We start from the raw sequence: 13,319 nt of genomic DNA, 5'->3' as shown, positions 1-13,319 counted from the left end.
CGGCGCGTGAACATCCGGCTCGGATGGCGCCTTGCGCGCCTCATCCTCCACCTGCTGCAAGGCTTGCTGACCTGCGCGCTGGTCTTTCCCTGGGCCGGCGCGGCGCTGCGCGAGCGCCTGGTGCGGCGCTGGTCGGCGCGCCTGCTGCGCATCTGCCGGGTCGAGCTCGAGCGCGGGCAGGGCGCAGATGGTGAACAAACCGCATTGGGACACGCGCTGATCGTGTCGAACCACATCTCCTGGCTCGACATCTTCGTCATCAATTCCCTGCACCCCTGCCGCTTCGTGGCCAAGGCCGAGATCCGCGCCTGGCCGGTGCTCGGCTGGCTGGTCGCGCAGGCCGGCACCGTGTTCATCGCGCGCGGCAACCGGCGCGACCTGCGCCACATTTTCAAGGGACTGGTCGATGCGCTGGCCCAGCATCAGCGCGTGGTCTTCTTCCCGGAGGGGACCACGGCCAGCCAGGGCAGCCTGCTGCCCTTCCACGCCAACCTGTTCGAGGCGGCCATCGACGCCGAAGTGCCGGTGCAGCCGGTCGCGCTGGCCTATCTCGACAGCGCGGGCGGCTGGCATCCGGCGGTCGACTACACCGGCGACACGACCTTCGTCGACAGCATCTTCCGCATTTTGAAAGGCGAGCCGGTACGCGCGCGCCTGGCCTGCCTGGCGCCGATCGAGACGCAGGGTGCGCATCGGCGTGAGCTGGCGAAGGCGGCGCACGATGCGATCGGCGCCGCGCTCCGCGTCTGAATTACTTCTTTCCGCTGTGCTCCCGGTATTCGGGACAATCCACCTGCAGCAAAGTGCGGTCGTCCAGGCACACCGCAGTCAGCTTGCCGCCCCACACGCAACCGCTGTCCAGCCCCACCAGGTTCGGACGCAGCACCAGCCCAAGGGCCGACCAGTGTCCGAACACCACGGTCACGTCGGCGGTACGGCGGCCCGGCACGTCGAACCAGGGCAGCAGATCCGAGCCTTCCGGTCCCTTGTCGCTTTCCTTGTGCAGGAAGTCCATGCGGCCGTCGGGCCAGCACAGGCGCATGCGGGTGAGGGCATTGACGATGCAGCGCAGCCGGGCCACGCCGGTCAGGGCGTCATCCCAGCGGTCCGGCTCGTTGCCGTACATCTGTGCGAGGAAGTCGGCCCAGCCGTCGCCGCGCAGCACCGTCTCGACCTCGGCAGCCAAGGCCATGGTCTGCTCCGCGCTCCATTGCGGCGGCACGCCGGCGTGAACGAGCAAGTGCGCATCGACGAACATCGCCAGTGGGCGCCGGCGCAGCCAGGCGATCAGTTCGTCGCGGTCGGGGGCGGCCAGGATCTCGTCCAGGGTGTCCGAGCGGCTGGCCTTCTGGACCCCGGCCGCCACCGCCAGCAGGTGCAGGTCGTGGTTGCCGAGCAGAGCCTCGACCCGGCCCTGGCTGGCTTCCGACAGTGCTTTCATGCGGCGCAGCGCGGTCAGGGATTCCGGCCCACGGTTGATCAAATCGCCGACGAAGAGGATGCGCGCTTCCTCCATCGTGTGCGCATCGGCGGCGATACGTTCCAGCAGGAGCGCGGCTTCATGGGCGCACCCCTGCAGGTCGCCAATCACATAAGTTTTCATCATGTGGCGATACTAATGTATTTGGGCGCTTTCATAAATGAGCCGATCTGCCTCAATCGGAACAGGCGCCGAGCGCGTAAACTGCTGGGTTCGGGAGACAGGCCCTAATCCAGTACAATGGGGTTTTGCCGCAGCCTGTATCGAATAAGCGACAGCCGGTGCATTTATCCTGGCGTGCATACGGATTGCCTGACCGGTTATTGCATCTAAAAAAGAATAAATGTTTTCATTCCTCCTGAGTTTTGTCTCTTCTGCATTGCTGACACTGCTGGTCATCAAGCATTCGAAATTGCACGGTCCTGCGCTCGACAACAATTTCAGCGGTGTCCAGAAGGTGCATTTGCACGACGTCGCCAGGATAGGCGGGCTGCCGATTTTCCTCGCAGTCGCCATCAGTGCCGGGATTTCGGTATGGCGCGAACCTTCCCTCGGTTATTGGCTGCTGGCGCTGCTGGTGTGCTCGTCGATCGCCTTTGCCGGCGGAATCGTCGAAGACTATACCGGCAAGGTGCGGCCTTCGCGGCGCCTCGTATTAACCATGATTGCGGGCCTGCTCGGCTATCTGGTGCTGGATGCGAAAATCGCGCGTCTGGATATGCCGTTCATGAGCTGGAATCTGGTCTCGCCGTGGATCGTGCTGCCGCTGACGATACTGGCGGTTGCCGGGATCGCGAATGCGGTGAATATCATCGATGGCTTCAATGGACTGGCCAGCGTGGTCGTGATCTGCATGCTGATATCGCTGGCTTATGTCGCCTGGCAGGTCGGCGACATGTTCGTGCTGGTATCGGCATTGACCGTCGCCGGCGCGACTGCCGGCTTCCTCATCTGGAATTATCCGGTCGGGCTGATTTTCCTCGGCGACGGCGGCGCCTACTTCATCGGTTTCATGCTCGGCGAACTGGCCTTGCTGCTGGTGATGCGCAATCCGACGGTATCGACCTGGTATGCCGCATTGCTGTTGATTTATCCGGCTTTCGAAACTATATTTTCTGCGTACAGGCGTATGTTTGTACGCGGAAAATCCCCGGCAATGCCCGATGGTATTCATCTGCATAGCCTGATTTTCAGGCGCATCGTGCAATGGACGGTGGGTCGCAAGGAAGCGCGCGCACTGATGAAACGGAATGCGCGCACCTCGCCTTACCTGTGGTTCTTTTCATTGACCGCGGTTATCCCGGCAACCGTGTTCTGGCGGAATACGGGACCGCTGATATTCTTCTGTTTGTTGTTCATTATCAGTTACGTTTGGTTATACGCGCGTATTGTTCGATTCAAGTCTCCACGCTGGCTGATTTGGAACAAAAAGAACTAGCAGATTATTGCAAATAGTGTATATTGCGACAATTGGTGAGATTTCGATAAAATCTGTTTCAACTTAACATTGATAAAGGAACGATGATGGATCTGTCTAATATGTCCTTGGGCGATTTGCGTAATCTGCAGGAGCAGATCAAGCAGGAGATGAAACAGCGTGAGCAGCAGGATCTGCAAAAGGCGCGCGAACAGATCATGGCGATCGCGCAAAGCGTGGGCGTTCCTCTGAAAGATCTGATCGCCACCAGCGGTCGCGGCGCCAAGTCGGGCGGCAAATCGAGCTCGGGTTCGGTCGCCGTTCGTTTCCGTAATCCGGAAAACGAATCCCAGCAGTGGACCGGCCGTGGCCGTCAGCCGAAATGGGTCAAAGAATGGGTCGAAGGCGGTAATTCGCTGGACAAACTGCGCGTCTGATTCATTTCGCATTCGCCGCCGCGTGCACCGCGGCGGCGGAATACCGGCATCGGTTCCGATTGCCGATCCTGCCTGCAGTATTTTTCCCCGCCTGTATTTCCCGCCACATCCCCTTCGCACCGTAGGGCACATCGTTCCCAAGCCTCGTGCTAGCCATTACAATGAAGCTCTTTTTCTTCAAGGTATAGGCAATGGTCCCTCTTTCGAAAACGATCTTCAAGGCTTATGACATCCGTGGCGTCCTCGACAGCACGCTCGACGCCGGCATCGCAAGGAAGATTGGCCAGGCTTTCGGCGCCGCGGCGCTGGCGAAAGGGGAACGCAAGGTCGTGATCGGCCGCGACGGCCGCCTGTCCGGTCCCAGCCTGGCGCAAGCGCTGGCCGACGGTTTGCGCGAAGCCGGCGTGGACGTGATCGACCTGGGCATGGTCGCAACGCCGATGGTGTATTTCGCCACCAACGTGCTGGACGCGCACAGCGGCATCATGGTCACCGGCAGCCATAACCCGCCCGACTACAACGGCTTCAAGATGGTGCTGGCCGGCGAAGCGATCTACGGCGACGCCATCCAGGCCCTGTACCAGGCCATCGAAAGCGCCAGCTTCACGCCGGCCGCCACCCCGGGCGCCTATACCACCCACGATATCAAGGATGCCTACATCCAGCGCATCGCGGATGACGTCAAGATCGCCCGCCCGATCAAGATCGCGGTCGATGCCGGCAACGGCGTGGCCGGCGCCTTCGTTGGCGAACTGTATCGCGCGATGGGCTGCGAAGTGACGGAACTGTTCTGCGAAGTCGACGGCCACTTCCCGAACCACCATCCGGATCCGGCGCACCCGGAAAACCTGGAAGACCTGATCGCCGCCGTGAAGAATGGCGACGCCGAACTCGGCCTCGCCTTCGACGGCGATGGCGACCGCCTCGGCGTGGTGACCAAGGATGGCCAGATCATCTTCCCGGACCGCCAGATGATGCTGTTCGCCGCCGACGTCCTGTCGCGCAACCCGGGCGCCGAGATCCTCTACGACGTCAAGTGCACGCGCCACCTCGGCCCATGGATCGCCAGCCACGGCGGCCGTCCGCTGATGTGGAAGACCGGGCACTCGCTGGTCAAGGCCAAGCTGAAGGAAACCGGCGCCCCGCTGGGCGGCGAGATGAGCGGCCACATCTTCTGGAAGGACCGCTGGTTCGGCTTCGACGACGGCCTCTACACCGGTGCGCGTCTGCTCGAAATCCTGACTCGCGAAAGCGATCCCTCGGCCGTGCTGAACGCGCTGCCGAAGGCCAGCAGCACGCCGGAACTGCACCTGCACCTGCAGGAAGGCGAGAATTTCGCGCTGATCGACAAGCTGCGCACCGATGCGCAGTTCCCGGGCGCCGAGCGCGTGGTCGATATCGACGGCCTGCGCGTCGAGTATGCGGACGGCTTCGGCCTGGCGCGCGGCTCGAACACGACGCCGGTGGTGGTGCTGCGCTTCGAAGGCGAAAGCCCGGAAGCGCTCGAGCGTATTCAAAAAGAGTTCGCGCGCGTGATCCTGGCTGCCAAGCCCGACGCCAAGCTGCCATTCTGATGAAGATCCTGCTGGTGCGGGTGTCGTCGCTGGGCGACGTCCTGCACAATTTGCCGATGGTGGCCGACATCCTGCGCCACCATCCCGGTGCCCGGATCGACTGGGTGGTGGAAGAGGGTTATGTGAGCCTGGTGCGCCTCAATCCCCATGTGCGCAAGGTGATTCCGTTCGCGCTGCGGCGCTGGAAAAAGGGCCTCAGGGACCCCGCCGTGCGCGCCGAGCTGCGCGGCTTCTTCCGCGACCTGCGCGCGGAACAGTACGACTACGTGTTCGACACCCAGGGACTGATCAAGACCGGCATCATCATGGCCGCCGCGCGCGTGCGCCCGGGCGGCCACAAGGTCGGCATGGCGAACGGCACCGAGGACTCGGGCTACGAGGGCGTCTCGCGCATCTTCCACAGCCGCAGTATCCCGGTGGCGCCGCGCACCCACGCGGTGCAGCGCGGCCGCGAAGTCGCTGCCGCGGCGCTCGGCTATGCGGTCGACACGCCGCCCGATTTCGGCTTGCCGGCGCCCGATCCGGCCCGGCGCCCGGCCTGGATGCCGGCGCAAGACTATGCCGTGTTCTTCCACGGGACCGCGCGCGACGCCAAGAAGTGGGCGCCGGAGAACTGGATCGCGCTCGGCCGCGCCCTGGCGCCGCTGCCGGTCCTGCTGCCCTGGGGCTCGCCGAAGGAGAAGGACGAAGCGGAACGCCTGGCCGCCGCGCTGCCGAATGCCAGCGTGCTGCCGAAGCTGTCGATGATGGATGCGGTCGAGCTGGCGCGCCACGCGGCGCTGGCGGTCGGCGTCGATACCGGCCTGACCCACATCGCCGCGGCTTTCGTACGGCCGACGGTCGAGATCTACTGCGATTCGCCGCGCTGGAAAACCGAAGGCAACTGGTCGCCGCGGATCGTCAATCTGGGCGACACCGGCCGGCCACCCCCGGTGGGCGAAGTCGTGGAAGCGGCGCGCAGCCTGCTGGAGCGCGGATGATGCGGCTCTTCTATTCCTTCATGTGGTGGCTGGCGATGCCGCTGGTGCTGGGCCGCCTGTGGTGGCGCGGACGCAAGGAGCCGGGCTACCGCCAGCACCTGGGCGAGCGCCTGGGCTTTTACGGCCGTACGCCCTCGCCGGACCAGCACCTGCGCAGGACCATCATGGTGCACGCGGTGTCGGTGGGTGAGACCCGCGCCGCCGAGCCGCTGGTGGAGAGCCTGCTGCGCGCCTGGCCCGATTGCCGCATCCTGCTGACCCACATGACGCCGACCGGCCGCGCCACCGGCAAGGCCCTGTTCGGCAAGCATGGGGACCGCGTCGTCCAGTCCTTCCTGCCCTACGACACCGGTTTCATGGTCGGGCGCTTCCTGCGCCATTTCGCACCCACCGTCTGCATCCTGATGGAGACCGAGGTCTGGCCGAACCTGATCGCCGGCTGCCGCAGGCACGGGGTGCCGGTGGCGCTGGTGAACGCACGCTTGTCCGAGCGCTCGCTGCGCCGCGGCCAGCGCTTCGGCGGGATCATGATGGAAGCGGCGCGCGGCATCACGCTGGCGGCGGCCCAGACCGAGCTTGACGCGTCGCGCATTGCATCGCTGGGCGCGCCCAAGGTTGCCGTCACCGGCAGCATCAAGTTCGACGTCGTGCCGCCCGAAGCCGCGCTGCAGACCGGCGCCATGCTGCGTGCGCGTTTCGCGCAGCGTCCGGTGCTGCTGTGCGCCTCGACGCGCGAGGGCGAGGAGGCGCTCATCCTCGACGCCTGGCGGGCGCTGGCGGACAAACCGGCCAACATGCTGCTGCTGCTGGTGCCGCGCCATCCGCAGCGCTTCGACGAGGTGGCGCGCATGGCCGAGGAACGCGGCCTGAGCCTGGCGCGCCGCTCGCAGCTGCCCGAACAGGTCGACAGCGAGGTCCTGCTGGGCGATTCGATGGGCGAGATGTTCGCCTATTTTGCCGCCTGCGACTGCGCCTTCATCGGCGGCAGCCTGCTGCCGCTGGGCGGCCAGAATCTGATCGAGGCCTGCGCCGTCGGCAAGCCGGTGTTGGTCGGCGAGCACACTTTCAACTTCCTGCAGGCGACCGAGGAAGCCGTCGCCGCCGGCGCCGCCCTGCGCGTGCCGGATGCCGCCGCCCTGATGCGAGAGGCGGCGCGCCTGCTGACCGACGATGCCGCCCGCGCACGGATGGGCGAACAGGCGCTGGCTTTCGCCGGCCACCATCGTGGCGCGACCGTGCGCACTGTTGAACTCTTGCGACAACTTATTGCATAGCTTTTGTTACCATTCTCTTTAGCTTGGATAACGAAAGGGGATGCACATGTTGTGGTCTAATCGTGCGCGAGCGGGCGGCAACGTGGATGGCGGCGCCGCACTCATGGACGCGCCTGAAATGATGACGGATCTGGGAGCCGATGCGATGCCGCCGGCGCCGATACCGGTCGTGCATCCGCCTGCGGCGCTGTACAGCCTGCATTTCTGGGTTCGTTATTCGCTGTTCGAATACATCCGCTTCATGTGGGAGCACGGCGGCTATCTGATCCGCCGCCGCCGCATCCGCTGGCCGATGGGCATCTACCTGCGCATCAAGAGCACTTTGGCGGCGGCCACGCACTTCGTGCTGCTGCGCCGTGGACGCCGCACCTACGAATTCACCATCGACCAGCATGGCATCGTGCGCACCAGCGACACTGGCGTCACGCTGATCGGCTGGGACGACGTGGCGCGCATCCGTACTTACACCAATGGCTTCATGATGGTGCTCAAGCGCGGCACGCTGCCGATTCCCTTCCGCTGCCTTAGCACGAAGGAGGTCGATGCGATGAAGGGAATCGCCGCGGCGCGCGCGGCGGGGGAGTTGCAGTTGCGCGGCACCGCGTGACGCCGACATATCGCATGCGTCACGCGTGGGCACAGGGTGCCCACCCTACTCGGGGAATAGAACCGGCATCTCGATCGACCGCTTCTTGAGCGCCGCCTTGGCGCCATCGTAATCCGGGAACACCTCACCCACCACGGCCCAGAATGCCGGGCTGTGGTTCATCTCGCGCAGGTGGGCCAGTTCGTGCACCACCACGTAATCCAGCAGCGCCCGCGGGTAATGCACCAGCTTCCAGTTCAGGCGGATGTTGCCGGCCACCGTGCACGAACCCCAGCGCGTGCCGGCCGACGACAGCGCGAACGCCCTGTAGCTGACGCCCACCTGCGGCGCATACAGGTCCAGGCGCTCGCCGAACAGGCGCTTGGCCTCGGCCTGGAACCACAGCTTGACCCGTTCGCGGATCTGCCATTCCTCCAGGCCTGGCGTCACGCCCAGGCGCAGTTCGCGCGTCTGTGCATCGAACACGCAGTGGCTGCGTGCCGCCGCTTCCAGGCGGAGTGTGATGTCGGCGCCCAGATAGGGCAGCTTCGCGCCGTCGACCCAGGCCACCGGCGGCCGTTCGGCGCGCATGCTGCGGCGCTCGCTGCGTTCGAACAGCTTGGTCAGGATCCAGCTTTGCTTGGCGCGGATGGCGCGTTCGACGTCGTCCAGCGGCGCACGGCGCGGCGAGGTCACGTGCAGGCCGTCGTCGCTGATCATGAAGCCGTGGGAGCGGCGCGCCGAGCGGCGCAGCACGTAGTGGACGGTGTGCGATCCGAGCTGGATCTTGCGCAGCGGCGCATCGTTCGGGCCAACCGGGGGCACCGGGAGAGTGGGCGTGGGCCGGCTTGGGGCCTTGAACAGCGGGACCGGCGGCCGGGGTGCCGGTGGCGCTGACGTTGGTGATGCGGCGGGTTTGAACGCCGCAAACAGTTCCTGCGTAAACAGCTCGAGCTGTGACGCTTCGGTCTTCGGGGAGGTCATGGTGGGCTGCAGCGATGGTGCCGATGGTGCTTTCAATGGTGCTGTCGTCTGCGCCCCCAACTCGTTCAGATACCTCAGTAGGCGTGGGGCGAAATGACGCGCATTTCCGATTCTATCCAATTTTCGACCTCTTGCATCAGACTCTCGGGAGTGTGGTTTTCTGGCGATATCGGCTTGCCGATCGAAACGGTGACCAGGCCGGGCTGCTTGATGAAGGAATTCTTGGGCCAGCATTCGCCCGAATTATGCGCGATCGGGACCACCACGGCGCCGGTGGCGATCGCCAGGCGCGTGCCGCCGCTCTTGTACTGGCCTTTCTGGCCGACCGGGATGCGGGTCCCCTCGGGGAACATGATGATCCACTGGCCGTCGGCCAGGCGGCGTTTGCCGTGCCGGATCACGTCGGCGAAGGCGCGCTTGCCGCGCTTGCGGTCGATCGGAATCATGCGCAGCAGCGCCATCGCCCAGCCGAAGAAGGGGATATACAGGATTTCCTTCTTGAAGACGAAGACCAGCGGATGCGTCATGTTCGGCAGCAGGAAGATGGTCTCCCACGCCGATTGGTGCTTCGACAGCAGGATGGCAGGGCCGGTGGGGAGGTTCTCGTAACCCTTGAACTGGTAGCGGATCCCGCACAGGACCTTGGCAAGCCAGATGATGAAGACGTTCCAGCGCGAGGTGATCCAGAAGCGCGTGTTGTATTTGAAGGGCGCGGCGAGGAAGCAGACGCAGGCCCAGACGACGGTGGCAACCACCATGACGATCGTGAACAACAGGGAGCGCAGGAACAGGATGGCAGTACGCAAGAACGGTCTCCGTAACGGGTGAATCGGGCGTTGGCTCAGCTCAGCTTAGCAGATCAGGCGGCAGGCGGGCTAGAGGCAGGTTGCTTGAGGAAGGCAGTGACCATCGCGGCGAGGTCGGGGAAGACCTGGGTGCCGGGCGGCAGGCCGCCGGTGGCATGGGTCTTTTCGCCCTTGCCGGTCAGGACCAGGTAGGGCACGCAGCCGCTGTTGAAACCCGCCTGCAGGTCGCGCAGCGAGTCGCCGACGGTCGGCACGCCCTTCAGGCTCAGCTTGAAGCGCTTGCTGATCTCTTCGAACATGCCGGATTTCGGCTTCCGGCAATCGCAGTTGTCGATGGCCGCGTGCGGGCAGAAGAAGATGGCGTCGATGTCGGCGCCGACCAGCTGCGCCGCCGCGTGCATCTTCTGGTGGATGGCGTTCAGCGTGGTGATGTCGAACAGTTCGCGCGCGATGCCGGACTGGTTCGATGCCACCACCACGCGGTAGCCGGCCTGGTTCAGGCGTGCGATCGCCTCGAGCGATCCCGGAATCGGGATCCACTCGGCGGGCGACTTGATGAACTCGGGGGAGTCATGGTTGATGACTCCGTCCCGGTCGAGGATGACGAGTTTCATGCCTGGCGATCGCTTATGCGGCGAGCTTCGAGATGTCGGCCACGCGGTTCATCATGCGGTGCAGGATGGACAGCAGGGCCAGGCGGTTATTGCGCAGCTGGACGTCTTCCGCCATCACCATCACGTCGTTGAAGAAGGCGTCGACGTCGTCGCGCAGCTGGGCCAGGGTCTTCAGCGTGCCGGCGAAGTCGCCGCGTTCGAAGGCGGCATCGACTTCCGGCTGCACGCGCTGGACGCTGGCGTAGAGCTTCTTCTCGGCCTCGTCCTGCAGCAGGGCGGCATCGACGCTGCCGGCCTGGGCCAGCGCTTCCTCGTTCTTCTTGAGGATGTTGGTGATGCGCTTGTTGGCGGCGGCCAGCGAGGCGCTTTCCGGCAGCGCGGCGAAGGACTGCACGGCTTCCAGGCGCTGCACCACGTCGTCGACGCGGTCCGGGTTCTGGGCCAGCACCGCTTCCACCTCGTTCGGCGAGAAGCCGCGGTCGCGCAGCAGGCCGCGCAGGCGGTCCAGCATGAAGGCGGTCACCTCGACGCTCGGGTCCTTGAAGCCGGCCTGGCCTTCGAAGGTGGCGACGGCATCCGCCAGCAGCGCCGAGATCGGGAGCGGCAGGCGTTTTTCCAGCAGCATGCGCATCACGCCCAGCGCGTGGCGGCGCAGCGCGAACGGGTCTTTCTCGCCGGTCGGCTGCAGGCCGATGGCCCAGATGCCCACGAGGGTTTCCAGTTTATCCGCCAGCGCCACGGCCAGGCCGGTGTCGGTCGACGGCAGCGCGTCGCCCGAGAAGCGCGGCTGGTAGTGCTCGGAGGCGGCCAGCGCCACTTCCTCGTTCTCGCCGTCGTTGCGGGCGTAATAGGTGCCCATGATGCCCTGCAGCTCGGGGAACTCGCCGACCATGTCGGTCAGCAGGTCGGCCTTGGCCAGCTGGGCGCCGCGTTCGGCCAGGGCCACGTCGTAGCCGAGGCGCTTGGCGATGCTGGAAGCCAGGCGGGTGACGCGTTGCGTGCGTTCCAGCTGGGTGCCCAGCTTGTTGTGGTAGACCACGTTGGCCAGCAGCGGCAGGCGCGAGGCCAGCGGCTTCTTCTTGTCCTGCTCGAAGAAGAACTTGGCGTCCGACAGGCGAGGGCGCACCACGCGCTCGTTGCCGCCGACGATGGCGCTCGGGTCATCGGTTTCGATGTTCGAGACGATCAGGAAGCGCGAGCGCAGCTTGCCGGCATTGTCGGTCAGCGCGAAGTACTTCTGATTGGTCTGCATGGTCAGGATCAGGCATTCCTGCGGCACCGCCAGGAACATGTCCTCGAACTGGCATTCGTAGACCACCGGCCATTCGACCAGGGCCGCGACTTCATCCAGCAGCGATTCCGGCATCAGCACCTGGTCGGCGCCGGCCTTGGCCAGCAGCCCTGTTCTGATGGTGTCCTTGCGCTCGTCCGGGCTGGCGACCACCTTGCCCTGGTCCCTCAGCGCGGCCGCGTACTGGTCGGCGTGCGGAATATCGAAGGACTGTCCGTTCGACAGGAAGCGGTGGCCGAGGGTGGCGCGGCCGGAAGAGAGACCCAGCAGCGACAGCGGCACGACGGCATCGCCGTGCAGCGCCAGCAGCGAGTGCACCGGGCGCACGAACTGCACGGTCTCGCCATCCGGGCGCTGGTAGCTCATGACCTTCGGGATCGGCAGCTTGGCGACGGCTTCCTCCAGCACCGGCTGCAGGCCGTCGGCGAGCTGGCTGCCCGGCGCGGTGTGGCTGTAGAAGAAGCTCTCGGCCTTGCCGTCCTGGGCGCGTTCGAGGTCGCTGATTTGCAGGTCGGGGAAGCCCAGCGCGGCCAGCTTCTTGGCCAGCGGCGCGGTCGGGTTGCCGTCCTTGTCCAGGGCGACCGCCACCGGCAGCACTTTTTCGCGAATCGCCTTGTCCGGCGAAGTCGGGCGCACATTGGTGATCGAGACCGCCAGGCGGCGCGGGGTGGCGTAGGTGGTGACGACGCTGTCGGCTTCGAGGAAGTCGCGCGCCTTCAGGCCATTGGCGATGCCGTTCGCAAAAGCGGCGCCCAGTTTGACGAGGGCCTTCGGCGGCAGCTCTTCGGTCTGGAGCTCAACGAGTAAGGTCTGGTTCATGATTGTTCTATTCTTGGTTCTGGACTCAGCCGACTTTCACTTCGGCGGCATCGACTTCGGGCGACTTCGGCAGCATGGGGAAGCCGAGCTTTTCGCGCGAATCGTAATAGGCCTGGGCGACCAGGCGCGACAGCGTGCGCACGCGGCCGATGTAGGCGGCGCGCTCGGTGACGGAGATCGCGCCGCGCGCGTCCAGCAGGTTGAAGCTGTGCGAGGCCTTCATGATCTGCTCGTAGGCCGGCAGGGTCAGTTCCAGTTCGATCAGGCGCTTGGCCTCGCTCTCGTGGTTATTGAAGGCCTGGAACAGCAGTTCGGTGTTCGAGTGCTCGAAGTTGTAGGTCGACTGTTCGACTTCGTTCTGGTGGAAGACGTCGCCGTAGGACAGGCGCTTGGTCACGCCGTTCTCTTCCCACTCGGTCCATACCAGGTCGTACACGTTCTCGACGCCCTGCAGGTACATGGCCAGGCGCTCGATGCCGTAGGTGATCTCGCCCAGCACCGGCTTGCAATCGAGGCCGCCGACTTGCTGGAAGTAGGTGAACTGGGTGACTTCCATGCCGTTCAGCCAGACTTCCCAGCCCAGGCCCCAGGCGCCCAGGGTCGGGCTTTCCCAGTCGTCCTCGACGAAGCGGACATCGTTCTTTTTCAGGTCCAGGCCCAGCGCCTCGAGCGAACCGAGGTAGAGGTCGAGGATGTTTTCCGGGGCCGGCTTCAGTACCACCTGGTACTGGTAGTAGTGCTGCAGGCGGTTCGGGTTTTCGCCATAGCGGCCATCCTTCGGACGGCGCGAAGGCTGCACGTAGGCGGCACGCCAGGGTTCGGGACCGATCGCGCGCAGGAAGGTGCCGGTGTGGAAGGTGCCCGCGCCGACTTCCATGTCGTACGGCTGGAGCAGGGCGCAACCTTGCTTGTCCCAGTAGGTTTGCAAGGTCAGGATGATTTGTTGGAATGTGAGCATCTTTGGGCTTCGAGCTAATGAGGCTTCGGGCACGCGGGCCGCGAACACGGTGAGTTTGCTAAAACACCAATTTTAGCGGGTTTTCACGGCTGACTCGAA

13 protein-coding genes are annotated in these 13,319 nt (G+C 64.8%); 7 read left to right on the top strand and 6 right to left on the bottom strand.

Features of this window, described 5'->3' with window-relative positions; all coding sequences use genetic code 11:
- The first annotated feature begins 6 nt into the window (after nucleotides 1-6).
- Nucleotides 7-750 (top strand): lysophospholipid acyltransferase family protein, encoded by a 744-nt coding sequence (locus NX782_RS04845; protein ID WP_258844291.1) that lies wholly within the window; start codon nucleotides 7-9, stop codon nucleotides 748-750.
- A gap of 1 nt (nucleotide 751) precedes the next feature.
- Here the strand turns inward: NX782_RS04845 and NX782_RS04840 are convergent, their stop codons facing one another.
- Nucleotides 752-1,603 carry a symmetrical bis(5'-nucleosyl)-tetraphosphatase gene (locus NX782_RS04840; protein WP_258844467.1) on the bottom strand — a complete coding sequence of 284 codons (852 nt, stop codon included), beginning with the start codon at nucleotides 1,601-1,603 and terminating at the stop codon, nucleotides 752-754.
- 220 nt (nucleotides 1,604-1,823) lie between these two features.
- Here NX782_RS04840 and NX782_RS04835 point away from each other — a divergent pair, with 220 nt between their 5' ends.
- The 6 genes from NX782_RS04835 (at nucleotide 1,824) to NX782_RS04810 (ending at nucleotide 7,769) form a co-directional block, all read left to right on the top strand.
- The gene (locus NX782_RS04835) at nucleotides 1,824-2,918 is read left to right on the top strand and encodes an MraY family glycosyltransferase (protein WP_258844290.1); all 1,095 of its coding nucleotides are present in this window, start codon (nucleotides 1,824-1,826) and stop codon (nucleotides 2,916-2,918) included.
- An 86-nt stretch (nucleotides 2,919-3,004) separates the two neighbouring features.
- Nucleotides 3,005-3,334, top strand: coding sequence for an H-NS histone family protein (locus tag NX782_RS04830; protein ID WP_258844289.1), 330 nt, complete (start codon nucleotides 3,005-3,007; stop codon nucleotides 3,332-3,334).
- Nucleotides 3,335-3,525: 191 nt separating this feature from the next.
- Nucleotides 3,526-4,908, top strand: coding sequence for a phosphomannomutase/phosphoglucomutase (locus NX782_RS04825; protein WP_258844288.1), 1,383 nt, complete (start codon nucleotides 3,526-3,528; stop codon nucleotides 4,906-4,908).
- On the top strand, nucleotides 4,908-5,888 hold the full coding sequence (waaC, locus tag NX782_RS04820) for a lipopolysaccharide heptosyltransferase I (protein WP_258844287.1): 981 nt from the start codon (nucleotides 4,908-4,910) through the stop codon (nucleotides 5,886-5,888). Before NX782_RS04825 ends, waaC begins: the two co-directional genes overlap by 1 nt.
- The gene (gene waaA, locus NX782_RS04815; RefSeq protein ID WP_258844466.1) at nucleotides 5,888-7,162 is read left to right on the top strand and encodes a lipid IV(A) 3-deoxy-D-manno-octulosonic acid transferase; all 1,275 of its coding nucleotides are present in this window, start codon (nucleotides 5,888-5,890) and stop codon (nucleotides 7,160-7,162) included. Before waaC ends, waaA begins: the two co-directional genes overlap by 1 nt.
- A gap of 46 nt (nucleotides 7,163-7,208) precedes the next feature.
- Nucleotides 7,209-7,769: a YcxB family protein gene (locus NX782_RS04810; RefSeq protein ID WP_258844286.1), complete on the top strand. Its 561-nt coding sequence runs from the start codon at nucleotides 7,209-7,211 to the stop codon at nucleotides 7,767-7,769.
- Between the two features lie 45 nt (nucleotides 7,770-7,814).
- On the opposite strand, the gene NX782_RS04805 is transcribed toward NX782_RS04810, so the two are convergent.
- The 5 genes from NX782_RS04805 to glyQ form a co-directional block, all read right to left on the bottom strand.
- The gene (locus NX782_RS04805; RefSeq protein WP_258844285.1) at nucleotides 7,815-8,732 is read right to left on the bottom strand and encodes a M48 family metallopeptidase; all 918 of its coding nucleotides are present in this window, start codon (nucleotides 8,730-8,732) and stop codon (nucleotides 7,815-7,817) included.
- A 74-nt stretch (nucleotides 8,733-8,806) separates the two neighbouring features.
- Entirely contained in the window at nucleotides 8,807-9,538 is a 732-nt protein-coding gene (locus tag NX782_RS04800) for a lysophospholipid acyltransferase family protein (protein ID WP_258844284.1), read from the bottom strand.
- A gap of 53 nt (nucleotides 9,539-9,591) precedes the next feature.
- A complete protein-coding gene (gmhB, locus tag NX782_RS04795; protein ID WP_258844283.1) occupies nucleotides 9,592-10,152 on the bottom strand; it encodes a D-glycero-beta-D-manno-heptose 1,7-bisphosphate 7-phosphatase in 561 nt (186 codons plus the stop codon).
- Between the two features lie 13 nt (nucleotides 10,153-10,165).
- Entirely contained in the window at nucleotides 10,166-12,262 is a 2,097-nt protein-coding gene (gene glyS, locus NX782_RS04790; protein WP_258844282.1) for a glycine--tRNA ligase subunit beta, read from the bottom strand.
- Nucleotides 12,263-12,287: 25 nt separating this feature from the next.
- The gene (gene glyQ / locus NX782_RS04785) at nucleotides 12,288-13,220 is read right to left on the bottom strand and encodes a glycine--tRNA ligase subunit alpha (RefSeq protein ID WP_258844281.1); all 933 of its coding nucleotides are present in this window, start codon (nucleotides 13,218-13,220) and stop codon (nucleotides 12,288-12,290) included.
- Nucleotides 13,221-13,319: the final 99 nt, after the last annotated feature.

Origin of the sequence: Massilia norwichensis (genome assembly GCF_024753245.1) — a bacterium.
In the GTDB taxonomy this organism is placed as follows: domain Bacteria; phylum Pseudomonadota; class Gammaproteobacteria; order Burkholderiales; family Burkholderiaceae_D; genus Telluria; species Telluria norwichensis.
Note: the sequence above shows the minus strand (reverse complement) of the source record. Positions and strands in the feature narration are given on the sequence as shown.